At 46.8% G+C, this 26,709-nt stretch carries 18 protein-coding genes; 12 read left to right on the top strand and 6 right to left on the bottom strand.

The window, feature by feature from the left end; all coding sequences use genetic code 11:
- Nucleotides 1–70 precede the first annotated feature (70 nt).
- Nucleotides 71–2,548, bottom strand: coding sequence for an ATP-dependent Clp protease ATP-binding subunit (locus QUA20_RS21890; protein ID WP_333191122.1), 2,478 nt, complete (start codon nucleotides 2,546–2,548; stop codon nucleotides 71–73).
- Nucleotides 2,549–3,677: 1,129 nt separating this feature from the next.
- A protein-coding gene (locus tag QUA20_RS21885; RefSeq protein ID WP_333191121.1) for an ISKra4 family transposase occupies nucleotides 3,678–4,744 on the bottom strand; the annotation gives its coding sequence in 2 pieces (ribosomal slippage) (nucleotides 3,678–4,576 and nucleotides 4,576–4,744; 1,068 coding nt in all).
- Between the two features lie 356 nt (nucleotides 4,745–5,100).
- Between QUA20_RS21885 and QUA20_RS21880 the strand changes: the two genes are divergently transcribed.
- From QUA20_RS21880 to QUA20_RS21870, 3 genes are all read left to right on the top strand, one after another.
- On the top strand, nucleotides 5,101–7,185 hold the full coding sequence (locus tag QUA20_RS21880; RefSeq protein ID WP_333191120.1) for a histidine phosphatase family protein: 2,085 nt from the start codon (nucleotides 5,101–5,103) through the stop codon (nucleotides 7,183–7,185).
- A gap of 182 nt (nucleotides 7,186–7,367) precedes the next feature.
- The gene (locus QUA20_RS21875; RefSeq protein ID WP_333191119.1) at nucleotides 7,368–9,464 is read left to right on the top strand and encodes a mechanosensitive ion channel domain-containing protein; all 2,097 of its coding nucleotides are present in this window, start codon (nucleotides 7,368–7,370) and stop codon (nucleotides 9,462–9,464) included.
- Between the two features lie 108 nt (nucleotides 9,465–9,572).
- The gene (locus QUA20_RS21870) at nucleotides 9,573–9,953 is read left to right on the top strand and encodes a hypothetical protein (protein WP_333191118.1); all 381 of its coding nucleotides are present in this window, start codon (nucleotides 9,573–9,575) and stop codon (nucleotides 9,951–9,953) included.
- Nucleotides 9,954–10,279: 326 nt separating this feature from the next.
- Here QUA20_RS21870 and QUA20_RS21865 read toward each other — a convergent pair whose 3' ends face one another.
- Both QUA20_RS21865 and QUA20_RS21860 read right to left on the bottom strand, forming a co-directional pair.
- Nucleotides 10,280–11,815, bottom strand: a complete 1,536-nt coding sequence (locus QUA20_RS21865; protein WP_333191117.1) for a mercuric reductase — start codon at nucleotides 11,813–11,815, stop codon at nucleotides 10,280–10,282.
- 16 nt (nucleotides 11,816–11,831) lie between these two features.
- Nucleotides 11,832–12,563 carry a TVP38/TMEM64 family protein gene (locus tag QUA20_RS21860; RefSeq protein WP_333191116.1) on the bottom strand — a complete coding sequence of 244 codons (732 nt, stop codon included), beginning with the start codon at nucleotides 12,561–12,563 and terminating at the stop codon, nucleotides 11,832–11,834.
- A 100-nt stretch (nucleotides 12,564–12,663) separates the two neighbouring features.
- Here QUA20_RS21860 and QUA20_RS21855 point away from each other — a divergent pair, with 100 nt between their 5' ends.
- The 3 genes from QUA20_RS21855 to QUA20_RS32080 all read left to right on the top strand — a co-directional run bounded on the left by QUA20_RS21855 (nucleotide 12,664) and on the right by QUA20_RS32080 (nucleotide 14,565).
- Nucleotides 12,664–13,692 (top strand): isochorismatase, encoded by a 1,029-nt coding sequence (locus QUA20_RS21855; protein WP_333191115.1) that lies wholly within the window; start codon nucleotides 12,664–12,666, stop codon nucleotides 13,690–13,692.
- 170 nt (nucleotides 13,693–13,862) lie between these two features.
- A complete protein-coding gene (locus QUA20_RS21850) occupies nucleotides 13,863–14,351 on the top strand; it encodes a hypothetical protein (RefSeq protein WP_333191114.1) in 489 nt (162 codons plus the stop codon).
- 52 nt (nucleotides 14,352–14,403) lie between these two features.
- Complete coding sequence (locus QUA20_RS32080) at nucleotides 14,404–14,565, top strand: glutathione S-transferase C-terminal domain-containing protein (RefSeq protein ID WP_445304697.1); 162 nt, start codon at nucleotides 14,404–14,406, stop codon at nucleotides 14,563–14,565.
- A gap of 132 nt (nucleotides 14,566–14,697) precedes the next feature.
- Here QUA20_RS32080 and QUA20_RS21845 read toward each other — a convergent pair whose 3' ends face one another.
- Complete coding sequence (locus QUA20_RS21845) at nucleotides 14,698–15,720, bottom strand: cysteine peptidase family C39 domain-containing protein (protein ID WP_333191113.1); 1,023 nt, start codon at nucleotides 15,718–15,720, stop codon at nucleotides 14,698–14,700.
- Nucleotides 15,721–16,156: 436 nt separating this feature from the next.
- On the opposite strand from QUA20_RS21845, the gene QUA20_RS21840 reads away from it, so the two are divergent.
- Both QUA20_RS21840 and QUA20_RS21835 read left to right on the top strand, forming a co-directional pair.
- Nucleotides 16,157–17,611, top strand: coding sequence for a methyl-accepting chemotaxis protein (locus QUA20_RS21840; RefSeq protein ID WP_333191112.1), 1,455 nt, complete (start codon nucleotides 16,157–16,159; stop codon nucleotides 17,609–17,611).
- Nucleotides 17,604–17,825: a hypothetical protein gene (locus QUA20_RS21835; RefSeq protein WP_333191111.1), complete on the top strand. Its 222-nt coding sequence runs from the start codon at nucleotides 17,604–17,606 to the stop codon at nucleotides 17,823–17,825. Before QUA20_RS21840 ends, QUA20_RS21835 begins: the two co-directional genes overlap by 8 nt.
- Nucleotides 17,826–18,053: 228 nt before the next feature.
- Here QUA20_RS21835 and QUA20_RS21830 read toward each other — a convergent pair whose 3' ends face one another.
- Nucleotides 18,054–18,287, bottom strand: coding sequence for a hypothetical protein (locus tag QUA20_RS21830; RefSeq protein WP_333191110.1), 234 nt, complete (start codon nucleotides 18,285–18,287; stop codon nucleotides 18,054–18,056).
- On the opposite strand from QUA20_RS21830, the gene QUA20_RS21825 reads away from it, so the two are divergent.
- The 4 genes from QUA20_RS21825 to QUA20_RS21810 all read left to right on the top strand — a co-directional run bounded on the left by QUA20_RS21825 (nucleotide 18,286) and on the right by QUA20_RS21810 (nucleotide 26,677).
- Complete coding sequence (locus tag QUA20_RS21825; RefSeq protein ID WP_333191109.1) at nucleotides 18,286–21,051, top strand: HAD-IC family P-type ATPase; 2,766 nt, start codon at nucleotides 18,286–18,288, stop codon at nucleotides 21,049–21,051. The two genes, QUA20_RS21830 and QUA20_RS21825, sit on opposite strands and share 2 nt — an antisense overlap.
- 917 nt (nucleotides 21,052–21,968) lie before the next feature.
- Complete coding sequence (locus QUA20_RS21820; protein ID WP_333191108.1) at nucleotides 21,969–23,363, top strand: CmpA/NrtA family ABC transporter substrate-binding protein; 1,395 nt, start codon at nucleotides 21,969–21,971, stop codon at nucleotides 23,361–23,363.
- Between the two features lie 189 nt (nucleotides 23,364–23,552).
- Nucleotides 23,553–24,398 carry a nitrate ABC transporter permease gene (gene ntrB, locus QUA20_RS21815; RefSeq protein ID WP_333191107.1) on the top strand — a complete coding sequence of 282 codons (846 nt, stop codon included), beginning with the start codon at nucleotides 23,553–23,555 and terminating at the stop codon, nucleotides 24,396–24,398.
- Nucleotides 24,399–24,676: 278 nt separating this feature from the next.
- Nucleotides 24,677–26,677, top strand: coding sequence for a nitrate ABC transporter ATP-binding protein (locus QUA20_RS21810; RefSeq protein WP_333191106.1), 2,001 nt, complete (start codon nucleotides 24,677–24,679; stop codon nucleotides 26,675–26,677).
- The last annotated feature ends 32 nt before the right edge of the window (nucleotides 26,678–26,709 follow it).

Below are 26,709 nucleotides of genomic sequence, written 5' to 3'. Positions count from 1 at the left end.
GATTTTGAGTTGTTTGCGACTGCGAGATTGGTTATTTCCAAACTTTACTTGCGATCGCACTTACTCAATCTTACTCAGCGCCTTGGGGCAGCAATTCCCGCTTTTGACCTTGCAGCACCTTAACAATTCCGTCCTCGCCCACATCCACAACAGCGGTGTCGCCGTCTTTGATGCGGCCAGAAAGGATTTCCTCAGCCAAACTGTCTTCCAATAACCGCATGATGGCGCGGCGCAGGGGTCTGGCTCCGTAGCTGGGGTTGTAGCCTTCTTCTACCAGCCGTTCTTTGAATTTTTCGGTCACTTCCAGGGTGATTCCCTGTTCTGTCAAGCGGCCGAACACTTCTTTGAGCATAATGACGGCGATTTCCTTGACTTCTTCCCGGTTCAACTGGCGGAAGACGATAATTTCGTCGAGCCTGTTGAGGAATTCCGGGCGGAAGTAGTTTTTGAGTTCTTCGTTAACCAAGGAGCGAATGCGGTTGTAATTGGCATCGGTTTGGTTTTCAGTGAACTCGAAGCCGAGGCCGCCGCCGCCTTTTTCAATCACCTTAGAACCGATGTTTGAGGTCATAATCAGCAGCGTGTTTTTGAAGTCCACGGTGCGACCTTTGGCATCTGTTAAGCGGCCGTCTTCCAATATTTGCAGGAGCATATTGAAGACATCGGGGTGGGCTTTTTCGATTTCGTCGAACAGCACGACGGTGTAAGGACGGCGGCGGACTGCTTCTGTGAGTTGGCCGCCTTCGTTGTAGCCGACGTAGCCTGGAGGAGAACCGATGAGTTTGGAGACGGTGTGCCGTTCCATGTACTCCGACATATCCAGCCGAATCATCGCGTCTTCTGAACCGAAGAAGTAGCCGGCTAGGGCTTTGGTGAGTTCGGTTTTGCCGACGCCGGTGGGCCCGGAGAAGATGAAACTGGCGATCGGGCGATTGGGATTTTTCAAGCCGACGCGAGCGCGGCGGATGGCGCGGGAAACGGCTTTCACTGCTTCTTCCTGACCGATCAAGCGCTGGTGCAAGGTATCTTCCATGTGCATCAGCTTTTCGGATTCGGATTCGGTCAGTTTGTTGACCGGGACGCCCGTCCAGCTTGCCACGATTTGAGCGATGTCTTCTTCGGTGACTACTGGCGATGGGTCTGTTTCGCCGGTGCGGGCCGAGTCGGTTTTTTTGGCTTGAGAAATTGCGCGAATTTCGGCTTTGATGGTCATTTCTCGATCGCGCAATTCGCCGGCTTTGTCAAAGTCTTGAGAACGCACCGCTTCGTCTTTATCTTTGAGGACTTGGCGCAGTTCTTTGTCAAGTTCTTTGGCTGCCGGGGGCAGTTGGGAGTTGATCAGGCGGACTCTGGAACCTGCTTCGTCTACCAAGTCAATTGCTTTGTCTGGGAGGAAGCGATCGGAGATGTAACGATGTGAGAGTTTGGCTGCGGCTTCGAGGGCCGTGTCCAAAATTTTCAGCTTGTGGTGCTGTTCGTAGCGTTCCCGCAGACCGAAGAGAATCTCGATCGTCTCGTCAACGGTCGGTTCGCCGACCATGACGGGCTGGAAGCGCCGCTCTAAGGCTGCATCGCGCTCGATGTGCTTGCGGTACTCGTCGAGGGTCGTAGCGCCGATACATTGGAGTTCGCCTCTTGCCAAGGCTGGCTTGAGGATGTTCGCTGCGTCGATCGCGCCTTCAGCCGCACCTGCACCGATCAAAGTGTGCACTTCGTCAATCACCAAAATCACGTTACCCGCTGTGCGGATTTCGTCCATGATTTTTTTGAGGCGTTCTTCAAACTCGCCCCGGTATTTGGTACCGGCGACGAGCAGGCCGATGTCGAGAGTGACGACGCGCTTGTCTTCGAGGATGTCTGGGATATCGTTGTTAGCGATGCGCTGGGCCAGGCCTTCGGCGATCGCGGTTTTACCAACTCCGGGTTCGCCGATGAGCACCGGGTTATTTTTGGTGCGCCGACCGAGGATTTGAATTACCCGTTCGATTTCTTTTTGGCGTCCGACTACTGGGTCTAGTTTGCCATCGACCGCCATTTGAGTGAGGTTGGCACCGAATTCATCGAGGGTTGGGGTTTTGGTGCGGGCACCTCCGCCAGTGGCTGCGACTTCTGCGGTTTCTCCCAGCATCCGAATGACTTGGGTGCGGACTTTCGACAAGTCTACTCCCAGGTTTTCTAAGACTCTGGCCGCTACTCCTTCACCTTCGCGGATCAAGCCCAGCAGCAGGTGTTCGGTACCTATATAATTGTGTCCGAGTTGGCGAGCTTCTTCTAGGGATAGTTCTAGAACCCGCTTGGCGCGGGGAGTGAACGGAATTTCGACTGCTACGAAGCCGGAACCGCGGCCGATGATTTTTTCGACCTCAATCCGAGCGTCTTTGAGATTGACCCCCATTGATTTGAGGACTTTAGCTGCCACCCCGGTTCCTTCACCGATCAGACCCAGGAGGATCTGTTCTGTCCCTACGAAGTTGTGACCCAGGCGGCGAGCTTCTTCCTGGGCCAACATGATTACTTTTATTGCTTTTTCTGTGAAGCGTTCAAACATGATTTATTCCCATCACCTGCTGCTATGTGCCCGTTTCGAGGTCACGCTCGCACAACGAGCGTTTGTGTTCTCGTAGGGACAGGGCATTGCCGTGTCCCTACTCGTACTGCTTATTCTAGCGTGACACTCCCAACCGCTCTGCCGCACTGGTGGAAAAGCGGTTGCAGATTCTAGGCTGCCGTTGCAGGATGGCTTTCAACTGGGAAGACCCAAATGGTGGCTGACCTACAACCTCCCCTAGACTGCAAGAAGATTGCTCTTCTCGGCCTGTGCCCAACCTACGACTACGTATTGATGGATTCTAGCATAATCTTTTTGGCTCTCATGCAGGTGCAAAATTGATATTTATCGAAGTGTCGGGCGGGTTTTTCACAAAAGTTATTGCTTAGATGGGCGATCGATCCCCTAAACTCGCTCTTAAGCTGCTGTCCATCTCAAGAATCTTTTGGTTTGCGAGGGAAAGAGCGAGCTGGGCTTTTTTTATCTAAAATTTTGTCTCAGAGCCTTTGAAGATTTGGGTGTTGTTCATGTTGTCAGTTGTGCGATCGCTCCTGCATCAATTAGTTAGTATTGCTACACTCCGAGGGTTAAAGTCAGACTATAATCAGCACGGTCAAAGAAAGTTCTTTCGCAGCAGAGTGTTTTTTGTCGTTAACCGCTCTGAGTTAAATGTCTCACTCAAACTTTAAAGTCACAATAGAAACTAAATCTTGTTTATGAGTCCTAGGATTTGTCGCGATTTAGTCCGGTTTTGCTGTTTTAAACCCTAAAAAATCTGCGTAATACTTCGAGAACAAACAGTTTTTTTTGACGAATTTTTACAAGCTTTCTATCAAATTTAAGTTTGGTGAGGACGAGAAAAAATATAGTATTCAGTCGCACGCGGGGATGGGCTTTCAGGAAATCGCTAATCACAACACTTCCGACAGTTTTTGATAATTTACTGTAGAAGAAGGGTTGCAGGGCGAACATTAGTAGGGTGGCGCTAACGCTCGCACGACGATCGCTCAACTGAAAATTACGGGTTTCAGACTAGGAATTCAAAACAGCCCGCACTATTGTAATCATGAAAAACTTTGATATCAACCCGACTACATTTAATCGGGTGCATCTCACTTTGGCAAATACATCAAATTGAAAGTTGACCGTTGAGATAGGCACAGCGAAGAGCAAGGATAGAGGAAACGTTCTCAATATTCCACCCGGTCCCAGATATTTTTACCCTTAATCCAATGCGTTTAATTGTTGATTCAACTGTTCCCGAACCTATCGAACTTATGGATTCTTCTTTGTAGTATTGGTAATTGACTATTCGGCACCGATGGGTCTCTAAATAATTGCAAAACGTTTTAAATGCTTGACCTTTAAAGTTTTTAAATAAATTTATAACTTCATCAACTTGGCCTTGCCACAACATAGTTTCTGCTGATTTTAATCGTTTTATTGAACCCCCTACCTTGTAGAGATTTTCTTTCAGATGATACCAATCTAAGATTTCTTGTCTTTGTTCATTGTCTCCAATTTCTTTAAATATGTTCCAAATTCCGGCATGGCCATCTCCTAGGCAATACATAGGGTGTAGTAATTTTTGGCTATTAGTCCAATCAATTAAATCTTGATTATTTTGAAAAAATGCTCCAGAATAAACATTATCTAAACACACGGCTTTATAGTCTTTCCAGTAACCACCCTCGCCCTTGGTTTCGTTGCGTAGCCTGACTTTTCCGCCATCCAATGTAATTTCTTGGACTCCGAGTTTTGATGTAGGCAATTCAAAGTCTTGTCTCTTGACTAATCTTTGTAATGTACTGTGAGAGATTTTGATACCCGTAAATTTTTCCAAATCTTTTTCTGCCATTTGATAAGATTCGTTTGCACTGATTAAAAGACAACATTTTTCCATCAGTGGACTAAATTGACTATAAGATTTCAAGCCAAAATATTTTGCCTGATTATCTGTAAGATCGAGGGAGCCGACTATTGATTTTATTTTTCGGGGTTTTCCTGTTTTAATTCCTGATACTGCTGAAAAAAAAAGCTACCTAGTTCTGGACCCACTTCTTCTAACATTTTCTGACGGACAGACTTTTCTATACTTTCAAAACTTTTTAACTCGGTTGGCTCGGTATTTCTGTAAAGAATTTCTGCTGCCGCTTTTAAGTGGGCTTTTAGCTGTTGTTGGTCTGAGGGTGTCATTTTCTTTACCTTATCTTTATTTTACGATTTTACTAGCTTTTTTATTTTAACCCTTTTTTGACATACATATTCGCAAAAGTGAGATGCACCCCATTTAATCTTTAGCATAGCTCTCTCTTTTCTGTTAAACCGCGAGAAAGTGGACTACTTGGATGTTTTTTACTTCGGGTAATTTTACCAGAAATTTTGCTGGACAAAAAGCACGGTCTTCGAGCGTGCAAATTATGATGCCGATCACCGTCTATAACTGTGGTTTCGTGATAGAGTGCTTTTGGTCGTTAACTGGTCTGACTTAAAGTCTGAAAGTTCAACGTTAGACAATCTAAATCCTGTTTAAGGCTTAGTGAAAATAAATCATGAATACTAGAGATTTAGATGACTCGGTAGAAAGTAGCGACAATGGATCGATCGAAGTTACAGGTAAATCCCTGGATGTAACCACAGCTATTTCTGCCGATTCACCAAAAGAATTTAATGCAGAAGAGCTAGGACGTGTCTACTTTATTCGGCACGGTGAAAGTACCAGTAACGAACGCAACATTTTTGCAGGAGTGCTGGATGTTGACCTGACATCATTTGGCCGATTGCAGGCGCGCCGTGCAGGTGTCGATTTGAAGAAAAAAGGTACAAAGTTTGACGCAGTATATGTCTCCCACATGAGACGCGCACGGCAAACCTGTGAAATCGCCCTTGCTGAAAGTCAAGCACTAAAGTCGCCAAATACCCCGGTTGAGATAGACCATCGAATTAGCGAAAAATCCTTTGGCATTTTTGCGGGCCGCAACCTAAATCTGCTGCGTCTTGCTCTTGGCTATGAAGGCTTCGAGGAAATGTTGCATTCACATAACGAAGCACCCCCGGCTGGCGAAAAGATTGCCCAAGTTTATTCTCGCGCTGCCCGTTTCTACGAAGACAAAATAGTACCGCACTTGGAACGCGGAGAAACAGTTCTAGTAGTGTGCCACCAATATGTATTGGAGCCTCTAGCACTTTATTTAAGCGGTCTGCCGCCTACTGCTTATAAACACCTGAAACTCCCCAACGGTAAAGCTCTCAGCGGTGTGGATCTCGTCAAGTTTCGGGACAAGGAATCCGGCGGTGCTGCTTCCCTGCGTAAAGAGATCAACGATCTTTCAATTATGTGGGCGATTTTGATCTATGCCGCCGCCTTTTTGCTGGGAAGCTTGGTAGGGGCAATCAGCGGCGCAGCAGGAGGGATTCCGTCAGCCCTATTTCGAGCGATCGTCGTTGTGTGTCTTGCCGCTTCAACGTTTTATACATACCTGGACATCGACTTTGCCGCGAGTAAACGCAAAGTAACTTCAACTGTGAAGTATCTAGTTTACGGGTGGATGGCAGTGCGATGGGTAGTTGGGCTATTTTTAATATTTTCTGGACTTTTGTATCAGACCGAAGCTGATTTGTATAAAGTTTTGTGGGTGCTGTTTTGGATGGTTCCACCAGCCCTGACTTCCCCAGTTTTATCCGTGCTTTGGGGCGGCAATCTTTATCCGTCGGCTCTATTGTCAAGAACCCTATCAATCGTTGCTCCACTGGCGCTTCTGGCTACATTGAAGGTTGCCAATTTACCGATTAACGTTGACAGCCTGATCTTTTTCGGTGTCATTCTAATTCTAGGTCTGGCAATACCGGGTGCGATCGCTCAGTTTTGGCGCGACAAATCCCCGGTGGAATCAAACCACCACAGTAAAAACTGGAAATTTATCGGTGTGCTTGCTGTCGCATTCATGGCTTTGGCAACCGGGTTTCAGTTTACTCCGGCAACATTTCTCAGCGATATATTTTCCTCAACGGATACAGCGCGATCGCTAGCTTGTCTGCAACAATTGGCAATTGCAACTTTGGTATTTGTCTCGATGCGCGTAGTAGCTACATTAACCTCAATAGTGACAAAGGGCAAGCTAAGTAAGGCAGAAGCTCGGGATGCTTATATCCTGCTTGTGAATCCAAACTTTTTCCTTTGGGCAGCTCTTTTCATCGGAGTTAGTGCAACTGCAAATCCCGAAGCCGTAAAATATGCAATTTTTTGGGCAGCGCTGGGGTTCTTCTGCATACCACTCATCGAACAGATATTGTTCATGAATTCATTTGGCAATGACATATTGAGAGAAACACTGCGTTCTTCGAGAGTGGCAACAGCAGATATCAAAAAGCTGTTCCTGCAATTGGATACGGATGGAAGTAAGTCGCTAGAACGAACTGAGATTATGGAGCTGTTAGGCCTAATCGAAGATATGACAACAGGCGAACGTAGCTCTGAAGAAGTCAGAAGTTACATCACTGATTATCTTTTTAATACTCTTGACTCCGATAAAAATGGCAGTGTTGATTTAGCAGAGTTAGAAGAGTACATATCAACCTATGGGTTAGTTGCTAACCTGAATGTCGTATCTGCTACTGCATCCCCAGGTGGAGCATAAGTGGCGATCGCCCACAGTTGATATTAATGGAGCTGACAGAATTTTGGGAAATTCTGTCAGCTCCAAGTTCAAGACAGGAGCAATTTACAGATTCAGTCGCTCCACAGTACATCAAATTTTCTATTTAAAAACCTAGTTTTGGAATGAACTTGTTAGATATCAAAATCGGGAGAATTTAGCAAATGTCACGTTATAAAATTCGAGCAATTATCCTGACAGCAGTCGTTTGTGTTGCCGTGGTATGGACGACTCCAGTGCGATCGCAAGAGCAAGACCAAGAGCCAGCTAAAGATGCCAACACTCCAAAGGTGGAACAAGTTGAACCAGAGAAACCAGCCGACCCCAAAGCAGCAACAACTACCAAAGACCTGAATATTCCCGTTGATGAACTCAAAATCCTCCTGAAGCCGCTCACTCTCGAAGAACTCCGAGACGAGGCAGCGGCGTGGATGCTTGTACTCCAAAAAAAAGCCCACGAAATCAGCGAAGCTGAAGTTACCATCAAGCGCGAGAATCAAGCCATCAGCCAACAACAAGAAGGCGTTGATGCCCTAGTCCAAGCAGAACTTGCCCTCGAAGCAGCCGAGCAAGCTCAAAAAGGTGCTGCCCCTAGTTCACCGCAATATCAAGAAGGAACGAAAAAGATAGAAGAAGCAAAAAAAAGCCTGAAAACAGCCCAGTCAGCAGTCGAGAAATCGAAAACAACCAAAGCCAAATTAAAACAAGACGAAGCATCCAATAAGATGCTAGAAAAAGCTCAAAAAACCGGCGACTTAGAAACAGCCAAACAAACTCTCGATCGAACAAAAGCCGATCGAGATCAAACCGTTGCTGGATCTCTAGCTTATTCCGAGGCCACCAAAACGATCGAAAAACTAGAAGCAGCGATCAAAGCGTTCGAGTCCGCCCAAGAAGCTCAAAAAGGTGCCGATCCAGATTTACCGGAATACCAGGAAGCCACCCAGCAGCTAGAAAAAGCCGACGAAGCCCTCAAACAACTGCTCAAAGATATTGGGGCTGGTGCAACAGGGCAATCGTCCCAGGATCTCGACAACGCCACAGCCGCCGTTGAAAACACCGAAATTAAAAACAACGGGGAAGAGAAAGTTGCTGGTTCCCCAGGAGTCCTCAACAACAAACAGAACCTCCAACAAAAAGAAGAGGAACTCAAAAGAACGACCGAAAATTTGCAAAAGAGTACCGATGCGGAGTCGAAGGCAAAGAACCAACTCGTAGTGACTGTTACCGAACTCCAGTCGCAGCTAACGGCGATCGACGATCGCTTTAACGCCATCTTAGAAGAACTGGAGAAAAAAGGTGGCGATGCCAAGCCCTACCGCCAGTACACTCAAGCAGTTATGAGTATCGACGTGGATACCAAAGATATCCAAGGTCTGGGCGTGCGGCTTCTGGCTTGGGGCAAAGCTGAAGAAGGTGGGCTGCGTTGGGCGGTCAATACAGGGAAGTTCGTCGGGATTGTGATTGTCTCCATCGTTGTCTCTCAAATCCTCGGCGCGATTCTCTACCGACTCATGAAGCTGTTCGGTGGCACATCGAGAATCATGCGCCAATTTATCGTCATGCTCGTTAAGCGCGGCGGAGTTGTTGTCGGGTTTCTAGTGGCTCTGACAGCGCTGGAAGTCAGCCTCGGTCCAGTTTTAGCCCTGGTTGGGGGTTTGAGTTTCATTTTGGCGTTCGCCCTGCAAAGCAACCTGGGTAACATAGCCAGCGGCTTGATGATTATGGCTTACAAGCCCTTCGATGTCGGTGACGAAATCAAACTCGGCGAACTTTGGGGATGGGTAGAGTCCATCACCTTAGCTAACACGAAAATCAAAGGCCTTGACGGTCAGATGTTTAACGTTCCCAACAACACGGTTTGGGGCGACACTATCGAAAACCTGAGTCACAGTGAAACTCGCAAATTTACACACTGCTTGCGGATTGGCTTTGAGGAAGAAGACTTGGGAAAGGTGGAGCAATTGCTCGTAGAAATTCTTAAATCGCATCCCAAAGTTTTAGCAGTTCCAGCCCCCAGCACCCAAGTGTGGAGCATTGAAGATTATTACATCAGTGTGAAGGCGGATGGGTGGGTGAAAAAAGAGGATTTTTGGACAGTCCATTCAGACGCGATCCGCATGATTCGGGAACGGTTCTACAAAGAGGGTATCCAACTTGCTGCTATCCCCAAAAGTATGGATGTAGGAGAACCAGATAATAGTAATGGCAACACTCCCGATTTCGTTTCGGAAACCTCTGTGCATCGGGGGGTAGGCTAGGTTTCGGAAAGCTCTAGAGATTGATGAATGCGATCGCTCCTGACGGACTCTTTGGTTCAACGATTTTTTTAACGTTTCAGCAAGGGACACTGAAAGGTAGAATGTTTTATGAAACATGAATTTTTCGCTCCTAGCTTTGATGCTATTGAAGCCAATTTGTATGTGGGTTTTTCTGAAGCGGAAGGGGGCGAACATTATTTCCTTCTGACACAACAAGAAGGGTCTGAAGAAGAGACTGTTCCTAACAGAAAAAATATCTATGCAGAGCTGGACGATGGAAATTGCGGAGAAGATGTAGGTGTCGATTGGGTTACTCTTAGTCGCAATCAATTTACTGTTCGTTTCGGTTCCGATACAATAACTATTCCAGAATATGATGAGGAGGTTGCAATTACTTTCTCCTTAGAAGACGCTGACTTTGAAAGGTTAAGGCACGTATTACAGAAGATAATGCGGGGTTATGAGGATAGATTGCATTTAATTGATTAGTCAATCAATGTACAAAAACGTAAATGGGAATGTCGAAAACCGCAATCCGCTTAGGGACCGGTTCGCCGAAATCTCGAACACGAATCAAACAATCTGATAAACCCGCCTCGCCCGATTTTACATCAAGATTTTATCCAATAAATTAAAGGTAGATTTGTATTTGCGATCGGGTGGGGGCGGGCGAGACGAGATTATTCACGTTCACCATAGATGGTTGGTGAACCCACCCCTACGGTTCATTGTTTGCCACCAATTTTATCTGATGATGACAGCACATTCTGTATGGGCTGGCGAGAAGAAATAAGGTTGATTCGATACAGTTCAATTTATCGCGTCCAAGCCAGCCATTTATTAAACAAATTCTTGACAAGGGGAGTCAAACGAGTACGATTGTAAGCATCCCCGGCTTTCCGAATCGCGTCAGCTTTCGTGGGATACGGGTGAATTGTGCTAGCAATCTTTCCCAAACCAATATTGTTAACCATTGCCAAAGTAATCTCGCCGATCATATCTCCAGCGTGTTGCGCTACAATAGTTGCACCTAATATTTTATCGCTGCCTTTCTTGACGTAAATTTTCACAAAGCCCTCGTCTTCACCGTCAATAATTGCCCGATCGACTTGACTGAAAGGAATTAAAAATGTATCGACATCAATTCCTTTTTCCTGAGCCTCGTGTTCGCCGATTCCGACGCGGGCCACCTCGGGGTCAGTATAAGTACACCAAGGTATCGTCAAAGCGCTGAGCTTTTTGCGCCCGAAAAATAGAGTGTTTTGAATCACCATCCTCGCGGCAAAATCAGCAGCGTGAGTAAATTTATGTTTCATGCAAATATCGCCGGCAGCATAAATGCGGGGATTAGTAGTTTGCAAATTGTCGTTGACAAATACGCCCGTTTGTGTATCGTATTCGACGCCGACCGCCTCCAAATTCAATCCTTCCACGTTGGGCGATCGCCCTGTACTCACAATAATTTCATCTACTGTTACCGATGCTTCCTTATCTTGGGATTTATAATAAATTACTTTGCCTGCATTTGTTTTCTCAACGCGCTCTATTTGGGATTCTAGTATTAGTTGAATTTGTTCGCGTACAAAAGCCTGCTGCACGATTTTAGCAGCATCCGCATCTTCTTTGTCTAAAATCTGAGCATTTTTGTGCAGCAATAAAACTTCCGAACCCAGCCGCCGAAAGGCTTGAGCCAATTCGCAGCCGATCGGCCCTGCGCCAATTACTGCCAAACGCTGAGGTCTTTCTGTCAGGTTAAAGACAGTTTCATTAGTCAGATATCCAGCTTCCTGCAAGCCGGGAATTTGCGGTTGCAGCGCCCTGGCACCTGTGGCAATTACTGCTTTTTTAAAGCGGAGAATTTGACCTGAAACTTCTATGGTAGAATTGCTAGTAAAACGACCGGAACCTAAGAAAACATCGACTCCTAATTTGTGCTGGTAGCGTTGAACAGAATCAACATCGCTGATTCCCGCCCTGATGCGGCGCAGCCGTTCCATCACAGCGGCAAAATCCACTTCTACACTGTCAGAAACATGAACGCCAAACTTACTGGCATTCCAGATATCGCCGACAGTGCGGGACGATCGAATTAAAGCTTTTGACGGCACGCAACCGACATTCAAACAGTCGCCACCCATTAAATGTTTTTCAATTAAAGCAACTTTCGCGCCCAAACCTGCGGCACCCGCAGCCACAATTAATCCGGCGGGCCCGGCTCCAATTACTACTAAATTATAACTGCTAGCGGGCTGCGGATTTACCCAATCTGGCGGATGCAAATAGGAGACTAATTTTTGGTTGTGTTCGTCCATCGGGGGGACTGTTACGCGATCGACTTTTGACTGCGACATTAAAAAAAATTCCTAATTAAATAGTTTCATCTAAAGCCTTGCGAGCCATACGGGAGAGCGAGAAAGTGACGGCGACAGCGGCCGTCAAACTGATGATATTAATCAACCACTTTGCTGCTTCTGCTTGCGGATTTTCCGGCAGATTTAGTGTAGATATCGCTGCAATATTTCCCACCAAAGAACCTGAGTAAACGTACATAACAGTTCCCGGTATCATGCCCGAAAAACCTAACACGTAATCTTTTAAAGAAACCTGAGTAATTCCCAGAGCGTAATTCAATAAATTGAAAGGAAATAAAGGACAGAGACGAGTCAAAAAAACTATTTTAAATCCTTGTTGAGAAACTGCGCGATCGAAAGCTTTAAACTTGGGATAAGTTTCCATATATTTTACCACGCGATCGCGCGACAAGTATCGCCCGATCAGAAAAGCAAACGTAGCACCTAAACTTGCCGCGACAAACACGTAAACCGAGCCCCACCACAGACCAAAAATCACCCCGCCTCCAAGAGTCAACACAGAACCAGGTATAAATAGTACAGTAGCTAGGTTGTAGGTGACAATAAAAGCTACTGGGCCCCAAGCACCTAAATGCTCGATCTGCATTAAGACATTTCTTAAAACTTCTTGAACATAAAAAGACCTAGTTGCTAGAATTAAGATACCAAATAAAGTTGCGAGGGAAAAAAGCAATAATATTCGTTTAAAACTTACCCTAGCAAAATCTTGAATTTGTTTGATTGGCATGACTCACCCGCAAATAGCTCTCAGCATTATACTACTCTTCAATCTAAAATCTCAAATCTAAACTTTCAAATCCGATAACTCACCACAAAATAAATCAGCCATGACAGCAAAAACCCAACTCCCAACCCCCGACTATTTCGACACCAAAAAAGTAGGTCAAGTCTGGCGAGTTCCCTACCAAGAACGCGCCGCTGAAGCTAAAAAATGGGCGAAAAAATACAGCATCCAGCCCGCCGCCAACGACAAAAATCGCATTTGTTTGCTGATAATCGACGCCCAAAATACCTTTTGCTTGCCCGAATTTGAACTATTTGTGGGCGGGCGTTCCGGTAGCGGTGCTGTCGATGACAACCTGCGGCTGTGCGAATTTATCTACAGCAATTTAAATGCAATTACAACCATTGCGCCGACAATGGACACCCACACCGCCATGCAAATTTTTCATCCAATCTTTTGGATAAATGAAGCAGGCGAACACCCCCTCCCAGCCGCCACATCAATTACTTTAGAAGACGTGCAGCAAGGCATCTGGAAAGTCAATCCCGCCGTCGCCCACAGCATCGCCAATGCTAACTATTTGGCACTGCAAAAACACGCACTCCACTACGTCCAGAAACTCAGCGACGAGGGCAAATATCCCCTGACAATTTGGCCCTATCACTCAATGCTGGGCGGCGTCGGACACGCCCTGGTTTCCGCCGTGGAAGAAGCAATATTTTTTCACAGCATCGCCCGCAACAGCCAAGCACTTTTTGAGATTAAAGGCGGCAATCCCTTAACTGAAAACTATTCGGTTTTGCGGCCGGAAGTATTAGACGGGCCGGATGGCAGTTCTATTGCTCAAAAAAATGCTTCTTTTATTGATAAGTTGCTAGGTTTTGATGCGGTAATTATTGCGGGACAAGCGAAAAGTCACTGCGTTGCTTGGACGATTGATGATTTGCTGACTGAAATTTTAGGGCGAGATCCGAATTTGGCAAACAAGGTTTATTTGCTGGAAGATTGCACTTCGCCTGTGGTTGTTCCGGGTGTTGTTGATTTTACGGAACAAGCAGATGCAGCTTTTCAGAGATTTGCTGCGGCGGGAATGAATGTGGTTAAATCTACTCAGTTAATTTTGGGCGATTAAAGAAGATCGTTTTCTGTGGGGGTTTGCAGTACCAAAAAATTATACATTATTAACTATAGGTGGTAAGTTTTGTTGCCTTGGCAGTTGGCTGCGATCGCATTTAACTCATTACTTATGATATCATATCCGGTAAATCACTTACGACAGAAGCGTAGTTAAGGAGTTTCCCGATGATTGAAAGCGAAATTAATAGTGTTGTTCTTTTTCGGGATTCGAGGGTGCAAGCAATTTCAAAACTCTCGGTGGCTATGGCCACGACTCTTCTGAGCACAGTTATAACTGCAACCCAAGCCTACGCAGTTCCCGTCACCTACGATTTCACCGTCACTGTTACCAAAGGTAGGTTAGCCGGCAATTCATTCAACGGTTCTTTCAGCTATGATGATGCGAAATTGAAGGGAACTGGAGTGGAAGAATTGGGAATTGCTGAGGGATTAACGACCTGCATAAATTACATGGGCCGCACTTATCGCGAAACCGATGATACAAGTTATCCTACCTTTCCCACACTCAGATTTGAGGATGGCAAAATCGCGAAACTAAACTTCTGGATTCAGCCGAATCAGCGAGTTAATTGGTGGAATTCAAATGGATGGGAAGTCAAGCTGTCTGAACCTAAAATGAGCGATTCAAGTGTTCCCAATTGTCAAAAACGGTGAGGCGTGGCTAAGCTGCGATCGACCGTAAAAATATAGGAGGAAAATCTAGGGAATCGTTTGTCATAGTCATGAAAAAACCAGTCAGATTATCTGCGCTGATTTCCAAGTCCTCTCGGACTTTCTGGCAAATAAACCGTTTTTTATGGGAGATCCACGCGCCACATTAGATGCAACTGCCTGCGGTTACATTGGTAATTTCATGCAACCACGCTAGGAAGGTGCGATCGTCGATCGTCTGCTGGGGCGATCGCTATAAACGAATGGCTCAACTATTGTTTGATAAAAACCTCAGAGGTACTCTTCCCTCTGTGTCAAGAACGCCTCTACAGTTGATGATTTTCCATAACTATTTCCCATCCAATCTGGGGACTCCTTCCAAAAAATTGCCGCTCAACATTAACTCAGTCATCCGGTCTAAATTGCCGCTCACTTTTAATTTTTTATCAGTTTGAAAGCGCTCGATATCTGCTTTTAAATCGCCGCTATTATAGCCTAATTTACTCAAATAGTCAATAGCTTGTTTGTCACTTAACAAGATATCGGCAGAACGAAAAATAGGCACGTATTCCTCTCGCCAAATCTGAGCAAAAGTTGCTCTATCTAAATAGAAAATCCTGCCGCGCGCCGGATCTCCAATGGCAGCTACACTGTCATTCATTCCCAGCAAAGCCACCGCGTGCGGTAGCTTCCGAGGGCCGTCAAACAGCCAAACTGCTAGCACTCCGGGGCGATTAATTTGCTGAATTTGCTCCCAAGTCGGCGTTAGTTCGATCGCATTAACACCCAAAGCTCTTGCTGCCACAATTATCTGTGGCATCGAAGTTCCCAAGCGACTGGTGCCGGCCTCCCTAGCTACACTCGATTCCGTCGCATCTATTCCCCAACGCCTTAATACTGTTGCTAGCGCCGCCGGCGCGCAACTGCTGTTAGATGTTTGCCGAAACACACCGTTTGGCCGCAAATTATCTATTAAATCAGCGTAAATTGGCGCCATAAAATACGCTTCAGCGCTGGTAAATCCTCCCAATCCCAACAAGCAAATTAAAATTACTGCTATTACTTGCGATCGCGCCGTCTGCCAGCTTACAGTAAAGCCAATACCGCAGATTCCCATCAGCATCACTCGTAGCAAAGTCCAAGTAACTCGCATCCCGTGAAAGCGCCACTCGATCGGCAAAACAGGCATCTGAGGCATATTTAGAGCCAGTAGCAGCAAAGCAATATAAAAACCCAAAAACAGCAGGGCGATCGAATTTCTGCCCTTAAACAAATCGTTAGCCGTCACTCCAGATCGAACTAATACCCGTCCGAACCGCATTCCCCAGACAAACAGCACCGAACCCAGCACCAGCGTCACTACTATTTCCATGAACTCAAAATTTTGTTGCTTAACTAGGTTGTAACATTTATGCGATCGACTTGAACCCCAATCAATAGTAGTAGAGAGGAACAGTGGGAGAGAGGAAGAGTGGGGGAGAGAATTTGACGATGTTTGGGTTTGGTTCCTGAATTTCCTGCTACAATCGAATAAACAGGATTTATCCAAAATCGAAGCAGGCGAAACAACCATCAATCCTAAAGACTTTGACCTGCATAGCTTCCTCGATATTAAGTTTTTTCAGATTTTTCTTTATGAGTCTGAGTCAATGGTTGAGAATCAGATAGTTCAGCTACCTAAGCCAACAGGATCTCTTGCCATGTTTGCCAACTTAAAGCTGAGAAACCGCAGGCTACTCGGATATGCAGTTCCCCTTGCTTTGAAGGTGATTAATTTGTTTGTTTTTTAAATATAGGAAAAATTTAAGATGATTAACTTCAAAGCCCCAAAATTAAGAGAGCGTATCCTGTGGGGATATTCCATACCGATTTTGCTTTCAGTTGGAGCAGCTACTTTGGTTTTTTTTAATGCTAAAGAAGTAGAAGAAAAAGGAAAAATGCTAAATAATTCTCATGCTGTTGTTATAGATTTGAAAGAGCAACAGCTAGGATTTGCAGGTATGCAAAAATCTGCTCGCGGGTATTTTTTGGCAAAAGATAGTTCTTTCTTAACTGAATACAATGAAGCGGTAAACAGCTTTGACTACTTCTATCAGGATTTACTCAAGCGGGTTCAAAATCCACAGCAGCGCCAGCGGCTAGATGAAATGAATGTCTTACAAGATCAGATAGACAAAGGCTATAAACAAGCCTTTTCTTTGGTTGATCGAGGTAAGCAAGACGATGGACTTAATTTATGGAAAAGCCAAGTTGTACCAAAGCTTCGTCAGGTTGATGCTATAGCTAAGGAGTTTCAAAGCACCGAGGAAAGTATTTTAACCGATCAAGAAAAAAAACAGATTCAAGCTTTGCAGTTCCTGAGTACAGTGGTGATTTTAAGCACTGCTTTAGCTGCACTTACGGCAATTGCGATCGCTCTGTGGATTGCTTCAGGCATTGCAGAGAAAATGAATCAGTCAGTCAATATGATTGTTAGTTCTTCCACAGAGATTGCTGCCACAGTTGAACAGCAGGAACGCACAGCCACGCAGCAATCTAGCTCTGTAAATCAAACTACCATCACAATGGATGAGTTGGGCGCTGCTTCCCAACAATCAGCTCAGCAAGCCCAAGCTGGTGCTGAATCTGCACGGCAAGCTTTAAAGATCACTGAAAGGGGAGCAGTAGCAGTGGAGCAAACCCTGGAATCGATGGCAATATTGAAAGAAAATGTCGGGGCGATAGCGTCACAAATTCTGCAATTGAGCGAACAAACCAATCTGATTGGCAATATCTCTAGTGCTGTCACAGATTTAGCCAATCAAACGAATATGCTGGCACTGAATGCCTCAGTAGAAGCGGTGCGGGCGGGCGAAAACGCCAAAGGTTTTACTGTCATAGCCACAGAAATTCGGAAACTAGCAGATCAAAGTAAGAAATCTGCCGAGAAGATTAACAACCTGGTCGCTGATATCAAGAATGCGATCGATTCCACCGTAACGGTGACAATGGAAGGAACTAAAACAGTAGAAGAAGGAACCAAAATTAGTCAAGAAACGGCAGCAGCTTTCTCGGAAGTGGCAAAGGCTGTTAACAATGTGGTATTGAACAATCAACAAATTTCTCTAACTGCCCAACAACAGGCAGTTGCCATTCAACAAGTAGTCGATGCTATGAACAGCCTCAATCTATCGGCAAAAGAAACCGCTAGTGGTATTACTCAAACCAAATTAGGCACTCAACAATTGAACGATGCAGCCCAAAATCTAAATTCAATTGTCTAAATGGCGCTCAGTTTTTGGGGCTAGCAGACTAACAATTGATAGCATTGAGTCATCAATTGCGATCGCAGCCGTAAGCGTGTCAAACCTGCGGCATCCAAGTCAAAAGGAGCGCAGGCCCATCGCTACAGCTTGGGCGATCGAATTTCTGCCCTTAAAGAAATCCTCTTGTGTAACGGACGATCGAACTAACACCCGCCCGAACCGCATTTCCTAGACTAACAGCACCGATCCCAGCACCAGCGCCACTACTATTTCCATAAGTTGAGAGTATGGTCGCTTAACTAGGTTTTAACACGCTCTGCGATCGTCCGTGGGGCAGCGGAGGAGGAGGAGAGTGGGGGAATGGCAGCATTTTTCTTTGGCCTCCTGCCTTCTTCCCTCTTTCTTCAACCACACCTAAAATTTGCAAAATGTCAAGGGATTTGATCGACTTTTCCCCACCTTAGCCTCCAAGTCCCAAACAAGATTTAGCGCCGGAAAAAATACCCCAAATTTCTTGCCACAAACGGCCACATCCGTTGTAATATAGATGTAAGTCACAGCCCGTTAAAGTAATCAACCAAAAATTAAGCCGCTCAATATATTCACGCTCCAACGAGCGCTGAGTTGTATTGAGCGTGCCTATTAAGGAGCGATCAAAGCTCGTCAGACACCCCAAATATTCAGGAAGAATCATGCCATCAAGATCCGCCAACGATGTAGACGTAGCAGAGCAATATTGGCACTACCTAGAAATATCCAAGGTTGCAACTATCTTAGAAACCAACCTGGAAAACGGTTTAGAACCGGCAGAAGCCAACCATCGCCAACAGAAATTCGGGCCCAACGAACTAACGGTTAAAGCAGGGAAACCAGCCTGGTTAAAATTTATCCTGCAATTTAACCAACCCCTGCTGATCATCTTGCTGAGTGCAGGTTTAATCAAAGCAGTGATCGGAGAATGGCTAAACGCTAGCGTAATTTGGGGCGTAACAACCACCAACGCTACTATTAGTTTCATCCAAGAAGCTGGAGCCGAGAAAAAAATTGAAGCCCTAGCCCAAGCTGTCACCACCGAAGCCACAGTTATTCGGGGTGGCAAAAAATTAAGAATTCCCTCCAAAGAACTCGTAGTCGGCGACTTAGTAATCCTGACTTCCGGCGACAAAGTACCGGCAGACTTGCGCTTAGTGAAAGTGCGCGACTTGCAAATCGACGAATCGGGACTCACCGGGGAATCTGTTGCTGTCGAAAAAGAATTAGGACAGTCTGGAGACATAGTTCTGCCAAAAGAAACGCCACTAGCAGAACGGGATAACATGGCCTATGCCGGCAGTTTTGTCACTTTTGGCCAAGCTAGCGGCATCGTAATTGCGATCGCCAATAAAACCGAAACCGGCAAAATCTCCCAACTATTAGATCGGCACATCGACCTCACCACCCCCTTAACCCGCAAATTCAACCAATTCAGTCAAAACTGGCTGCTATTCGTGTTGGGAATGGCAACTTTGACCTTCGCCGTCAGATTGGGGCGGCCAGTCCCTGCGGGAGTTTCAGCCTTTAAAGAAGCAGTCGAACCCGCTGTCGCCCTGATTGTCGGCGCAATTCCCGAAGGCTTACCCGCCGTCATTACCGTCACCCTAGCCGTAGGCGTTTCCCGGATGGCAAATCGCCACGCGATCGTCCGCAAATTGCCCGCAGTGGAAACCCTCGGCGGCGCTACAGTCATCTGTTCCGACAAAACCGGAACCTTGACGGAAAACCAAATGACGGTGCAAGAAATCTATTCTGGCGGCCAATCCTACTCGGTTACGGGTACGGGATACAGCCCCGAAGGTGAAATTCAACTCAACCAACTGCCAATTACTGTCAGCCAAACTCCAACTTTGCAAGAATGTTTGCAAGCTGGACTCCTTTGCAACGACTCTCACCTGGAATTCAAAGACGATAATTGGATTGTCGTCGGAGATCCGACAGAAGGAGCGTTAATTGCAGCAGGCAAAAAAGCTGATTTGAGTCAGCAAACTTTGTCCAAGTCAATGCAGCGGCTGGATTCAATTCCCTTTGAATCTCAGTTTCAATACATGGCGACGCTGCACCGAACTCCCAGTGGCAAAATTTTGTACGTCAAAGGTTCAGTAGAATCAATTCTCGGCCGCTGCGGTTCCAGTCTCGACACTCAAGGAAATCCCGTAGAAGTCGATCGCGAACAAATCCACCACCAAGTGGATGAAATGGCAAAGCAAGGCTTGCGCGTCTTGGCTTTAGCGAAAAAGCCAGTACCCCAAAGCCAAAATTCCGTCGATCACTCGGATTTGGAGTCAGGCCTGGTTTTCTTGGGACTGCAAGGCATGATTGACCCGCCGCGGGCAGAAGCGATCGCAGCCGTCCAAGCTTGTCAAACCGCCGGCATCCAAGTCAAAATGATTACCGGCGACCACATCGCTACAGCCAAGGCGATCGCCCGCCGCATGGGATTCCGCAAAACTAAACACCACAGAGAACTTGTAGCCTACACCGGCGCTCAACTCGCCGAAATGAGCAAGCAGGAACTCGGCGAAGCCGTAGAAGCCGGCTCAGTTTTTGCCCGCGTCGCCCCAGAACAAAAACTCCGCCTCGTAGAAGCTTTGCAGCAAAAAGGCGAAATAGTGGCGATGACGGGAGACGGCGTTAACGACGCGCCCGCCCTCAAACAAGCGGATATCGGCATTGCGATGGGCAGCGGTACTGAGGTTTCTAAGGAAGCCGCAGATATGATTCTTACCGATGATAACTTTGCGTCGATCGAATCTGCTGTCGAAGAAGGGCGATCGGTTTACAAAAATCTGCTCAAAGCAATCAGCTTCATTCTCCCAGTCAACGGCGGAGAATCGATGACAATTTTGCTCAGCACGCTCCTCGGTCGAGAATTGCCGATTTTGTCGCTACAAATTCTCTGGCTGAATATGCTCAACTCGATCACCATGACTGTGCCTCTGGCTTTCGAGCCCAAGTCAGCGGGAGTCATGAAACAGCAGCCCCGACCGGTAAATGAACCTTTCCTCACCGGAAATCGGATCAAGCGGATCATCGCTATTTCTCTTTACAACTGGACTCTGATTTTCGGAATGTTTGAATGGGTACGCCAAGCTCCTTGGGGAACCTTAGAACTGGCCCGCACGATGGCGATTCAAGCTTTAGTAATGGGGAGAATTTTTTACCTGTTGAGTCTCAGCCAGTTATTGCCTTCTTTGATTGCTAAATTTAGCGGTTCTAAGGAAGAAGTTAGCGGCGCTCCCGCCCTCGGTGTGGGAATTGTCCTGGCGATAATTTTGCAGATCATCTTTGCTAACTCTCCGTTTGTCAATCGCATATTTGAGACTGCTCCGATGAATCTGGATCAGTGGCTGATTTGCTTCGGTGTCGCTCTCCCGATGATCGGTGTTGCTCTCTCCGTCAACCGCTTTGACCCGCCCAACTAATCGAATTTGTAGGTACTGCGATCGATTAGTAATTTCGGGTGTTTAGAAACCGGGTTTCTTGAAGAAACCCGGTTTCTGTATTTTACAGAAATCGAACCTGAAAGCTCACGTCATATCATATCCGGTAAATTACTTACAATTAAGCGCCAATTTTAGTCCACCAACGAAAACCCGTTAACCGTGTGAAAACAGCAAAATCGTAAAACAATAATTATTTCTGTATAATTAAATACAATTAACCGCCCAAAAAAGTAAATATATATTAACAAAGTAAATGTGTGGTGGTGGCGATATTTGCCGCTTATTGACAAGAGATTTTAATGACCCCCGATCGCCATTCGCTACAACTTTCACCCAGCAGATCTTGGTTTGAAGAGTTTTAATAAGCAAACCCGATCGCTCTTCCCAACGCATCCTTATCGATACAGAGCTGTTTCATTCTCAGGAAAACCAGCGTTTTGACTCTTGTCGTGCCTCCGTGCCGACCCTCCCTATCCACGATTTATTAAGCATTTGGTGGGATTGGGGCAGCCACGGGGGGCAGCCCTACAAGAGAATGAAACAGCCCTGCTTATCGATAGCGCGCTCCCAAAAGATTTACTTATCAATCAAATTTAATAATTGTTTTATAATTTCCGCAAGAGTACGGTAGAGTTAATAACCAAGTCAAGAAAACGTGCGGCTCGCAAAAAGTGAGTTCACACAACTGGGCCGATCGAAATATCGATATTAATCAAACAAGTCAAATCAGCAGGGATAGTTTAAAGACTTATACTAGCGATAAATCTTTGGCTCCCTCCTGCCAACCTGCGCTCAAAACAGTTCGCTCAACCCAATTAGCGAACAGAAGAAAAGCGCCTTGATAACCTTCAGTGAATGTTGTTACAGAAGATTATGAATTGCAGCGAGGCTAGGCTATGACAAGATTTTCAGATGAATTTTCTGCGCTTTCTCGGCGTAAATTTATCGTTACAGCAGGTGCATCTGCCCTGGGTTCAATACTGCTCAAAGGTTGTTTGGGAAATCCCCCAGAACCCGGTGCAACTGCCGGTGCTGACGGAGCGATACCCGCAGCTACCTCAGTAGTGGCTGTTGCCAACGAGAAAAGAGTCGAAGGAATTGAAAGCACTAAAATCACATTGGGATATATCCCGATCGTCGAAGCAGCACCTTTAATCATTGCCCAAGAAAAAGGCTTTTTTGCCAAATACGGCATGACCGAAGTCACGATTGCCAAGCAAGCCAACTGGGGTTCGGCAAGAGATAACGTAGAAATCGGATCTGCAGGCGGCGGCATTGACGGCGGCCAGTGGCAAATGCCCATGCCTTATCAAATTAGTAAAGGCCTGATTACCAAAAACAGCGTCCAAATCCCGATGTATGTTCTAGCCCAGTTGAACACTCAAGGGAATGGAATTGCGATCGCAGCCAAACACCGAGGCAAAGGCATCGGGCTCAAACTAGACCAAGCGGCCCAAGACTACATGAAAGGCCTCAAAAAAGCAGGCACGCCCTTCAAAGCAGCCTACACCTTCCCCAAAGCCAACCAAGACTTTTGGATTCGCTACTGGCTAGCAGCTAACGGCATCGATCCCGACACAGAAGCCGAGTTGCTAACAGTACCGTCAGCGCAAACCGTAGCCAACATGAAAACCGGCAGCATGGACGGTTTCAGTACCGGCGACCCCTGGCCCCTGCGAATCGTCACAGAGGACATCGGCTTCATGTCCGCCCTGACTGGCCAAATCTGGAAAGATCACCCCGAGGAATATCTCGCTATTCGTGGCGACTGGGTAGACAAACACCCCAAGGCCACAGAAGCCCTGCTAGCAGGACTGATCGAAGCGCAGCAGTGGTGCGACAAACCAGCAAATCGCCCAGAATTAGTAGCCATTACTTCTGGCAGAAACTACTTTGACGTAGCTCCGGCAGTTTTGACACCTCCCTACCAGGGCAAGTACCTCATGGGTGACGACCAACCAGAGATCGACGATTTCAAGATGAGTCCGCTGTACTGGAAAGACGACCTCGGCAACGTTTCTTATCCCTACAAGAGTCACGATTTGTGGTTTTTAACCGAAAGCGTTCGCTGGGGTTTCCTGCCAGCAAAAACCGTGGCAGATTCTAAGGCAATTATCGATAAAGTCAACCGCGAAGATTTGTGGAAAGCCGCAGCAAAATTAGCCGGAGTTGCTGATGCTGACATTCCGAAAAGTACGTCTCGCGGCGTTGAGAAGTTCTTTGACGGTACAGAATTTAATCCGGCTCAGCCAGAAGCTTACCTCAAGAGTTTAGCAATTAAAAAAGTGTGATGATGTCTTAGATTCGCATAATTTAGTCTCGAATTGTAGGGTGGATACTGCCCCGCATTGGTGTCAAATTAACGCTTTTTCTCTCAGTCCGCTACGGACTAAAGGTTTAACGTGTTTGTTAACACCAATGCACGCCCTACCATTAATTTATTCTCGAAAAAAACAGCAGAAACATAGGAGATTATCAAGATGGCTGTCAGCACAAATCGGAGAGGCGGAGTCGCTGTCCAAGGAGCATTTGGCGAGTTTTGGAAGAAGCATTCCCCAAATATCTTGCCGCCAATTTTAGGAGTTTTGGGGTTTCTGTTGGTTTGGCAATTCTTGTCAAGTACGGGACTGATCAAACTGCCGGGGCCGCTCAGCGTTTGGACTGACGAACGGACGCGGATTTTGTTGCTGTATCCTTTCATGAATTCCAAAACCTACGGGATCGGCTTGTTTTGGCAAACTTTGGCTAGTTTGGAACGGGTGGCAAAAGGCTATACTCTAGCTGCTGCTGTGGGAATTGCTGGGGGTGTTTTGGTAGGTACGAATCCCTTCTTGAACAAGGCTTTAGATCCGATTTTCCAGTTTTTGCGGATGGTGGCGCCTTTGGCTTGGGTGCCGATCGCCCTGGCTGCACTGCAACAAAACGAACCTGCTGCTTTGTTCGTGATTTTTATCACTTCAGTTTGGCCGATTTTAATCAACACGGCTGAAGGTGTTCGCCAAATTCCCGACGACTATAACAACGTGGCGAAAGTGCTGCAACTTTCTCGTCAGGAATATTACATGAATATTTTGTTTCCGTCAGCGCTTCCTTATATCTTCACAGGATTGAGAATTGCGATCGGTTTGGCTTGGCTGGCGATTATTGCTGCGGAAATTGTGATGTCGGGGATTACGGGTATCGGCTTCTTTATTTGGAATGCTTACCAGCAAAACTACATCAGCGAAATTCTGTTAGCGGTGTTCTACATTGGGGCTGTTGGTTTGTTGCTCGATCGCATGATGGCTTGGTTGCAGCAAAAGATTGCTCCCCCTCAAGGAAAGTAGCTAATTCGATGGGTTAATGGTTGACGGTTGACTGTTGACGGTTGACTGTTGACTGTTACAGGAATTACGAACTCCGAGGCTCAGAAACCAGTTTTTTAAACTATTCTTGAAGGATTTAATAAAGTATTTTGGTTAGTTTAAAGACCAGTTTTATGCCTCCAGGAATGTATTAACTATGAGCTGTTATATATCAACAGCGAACAGCGAACAGTCAACAGTCAACAGTCAACAATCAATATCTAGCAAAACAACAAATCTACAAAAAAGGCAAGAAAATCATGTCTGTTTTGATTGCAGTAGAACAAGTCGAAAAAGTTTTTAATTTGTCAGACGGTGGCACATACATAGCCCTCAAAGGTATCGATCTGGAAATTAAAAAAGGCGAATTTATCTCATTAATTGGACACTCCGGCTGCGGCAAATCTACGCTGCTCAATATGGTGGCAGGTTTGGATTTGCCGACATCCGGATTGGTGACAATTGAAGGGCAAAGAATCACCCAGCCAGGCCCCGATCGCATGGTAGTATTCCAAAACTATTCCCTGCTACCTTGGCGGACGGTCAGAGAAAACATTACCCTAGCTGTAGACTCGGTAATGAGCGGCTTACCCAAAGCCGATCGCCTCGAAATCATTCAAAAACACATCGATATGGTGGGCTTGACGGCCCACGCCGAGAAGCAACCTGCACTGCTTTCGGGCGGACAAAAACAGCGCGTGGCGATCGCCCGTGCTCTGGCCCTGCGCCCCAAACTGTTACTCTTAGACGAACCCTTCGGCGCTTTAGATGCTTTGACTCGCGGCAACTTGCAAGAAAAGTTGATGGAAATTTGCCAAGAGTACGAAATCAGCGCCCTGATGGTAACGCACGATGTGGATGAGGCCGTGTTGCTGAGCGATCGCATTGTCATGCTTACCAACGGCCCAGAATCGAAGATTGGCGGGATTCTCGAAGTAGATATCCCCCGCCCCCGCAAACGGATGGAAGTAGTCTCACACCCCAGCTACTACGCTCTACGTAGCGAAATGATTTACTTCCTCAACCAGCAGAAGCGCGTCAAAAAACTGCGGGCGCGGAAAGTCCCCGCGATCGCCCGTCACGGCCTAGAAAAAGTCAACCTCGAACTCGGCTTCGTCCCCCTCGCAGCCTGCGCTCCCCTCGCTGTCGCTAAAGAAAAAGGCTTTTTTGCCAAGCACGGCCTCGATGAAGTCCACCTCGTGCGGGAAACAAGCTGGCGCGGCATCGTAGACGGCATCGCCGCAGGTTACTTAGACGCAGCTCAAATGCCCTCTGGAATGGCGCTGTGGTTGAGCTTGGGCGGCCACCAAGAGAAGCCGATTCCGACGGTTACAGCCCTCACCATGAGCCGCAATGGCAACGGAATTACCCTCGCGAGGCGCTTTTACGACCAAGGGATTTACACTCTGGCAGACTTTAAAAAAATGCTCCAGAGAACGCCCGCGCAAACGCACCGTATGGCGATCGTGCACCCTTCTTCGATGCACAACCTGTTGCTGCGTTACTGGCTGGCTTCCGGCGGCATTGACCCGGACCGCGATGTGTTGCTGAAAAATATCCCACCGGCTCAGATGATCGTTGACTTGCAGGGCGGCACTATTGACGGTTTCTGCGTCGGCGAACCTTGGAACTTGCGGGCCTCGATGGAAGGAGTCGGCTTTACGGTGGCGACAGATTTGGAACTGTGGCCCGGACACCCCGCGAAAATTCTCGGAGTTCGGGAAGACTGGGCAAATGCTTATCCCAACACTCACATTGCTCTTGTCAAAGCTTTGCTGGAAGCTTGCCAGTATTGCGCCGATCCAAATCACGCCGCCGAGGTTTCGGAAATTGTCGCGGGAAGGGAGTACGTTGCCACCGACAAGAGTTACATCCAACTAGGCGACCCGAACTCTTTTGCTTGCAACCTCGATACTCCGATGCGGGAATACGCCCACCACTTGTTTTCTGGAGAGGGGGTGAATCGCCCAAGCCGCACCGAACAACTCTGGCACATGGTGCAGATGGCGCGCTGGGGCGATACTGTGTTCCCGCGCAACTGGGTGGAAATTCTGGAACGGGTGGTGCGAGTCGGTGCGTTCAGCACGGCGGCGCGAGAGCTGGGGATGGCTGATATTAATTACACTCGCGGTTCTCTCAGCTTGTTTGACGGCTCGGTGTTTAATGCTGACGATCCGATCGGCTATCTCAACAATCTGGCGATTAAACGCGATTTCACGATGGCGGAAGTTGTACTCGATTCCGGCCGCAGAGCTGCTTAGAGCAGTTTTTAGTTGGATAAAAACAGGGGAAT

It is taken from the genome of Microcoleus sp. Pol7_A1 (assembly GCF_036701085.1).
Lineage (GTDB): Bacteria > Cyanobacteriota > Cyanobacteriia > Cyanobacteriales > Microcoleaceae > Microcoleus > Microcoleus asticus.
The sequence above is the reverse complement of the archived record's forward strand: the minus strand, read 5'-3'. Positions and strand labels throughout refer to the sequence as shown.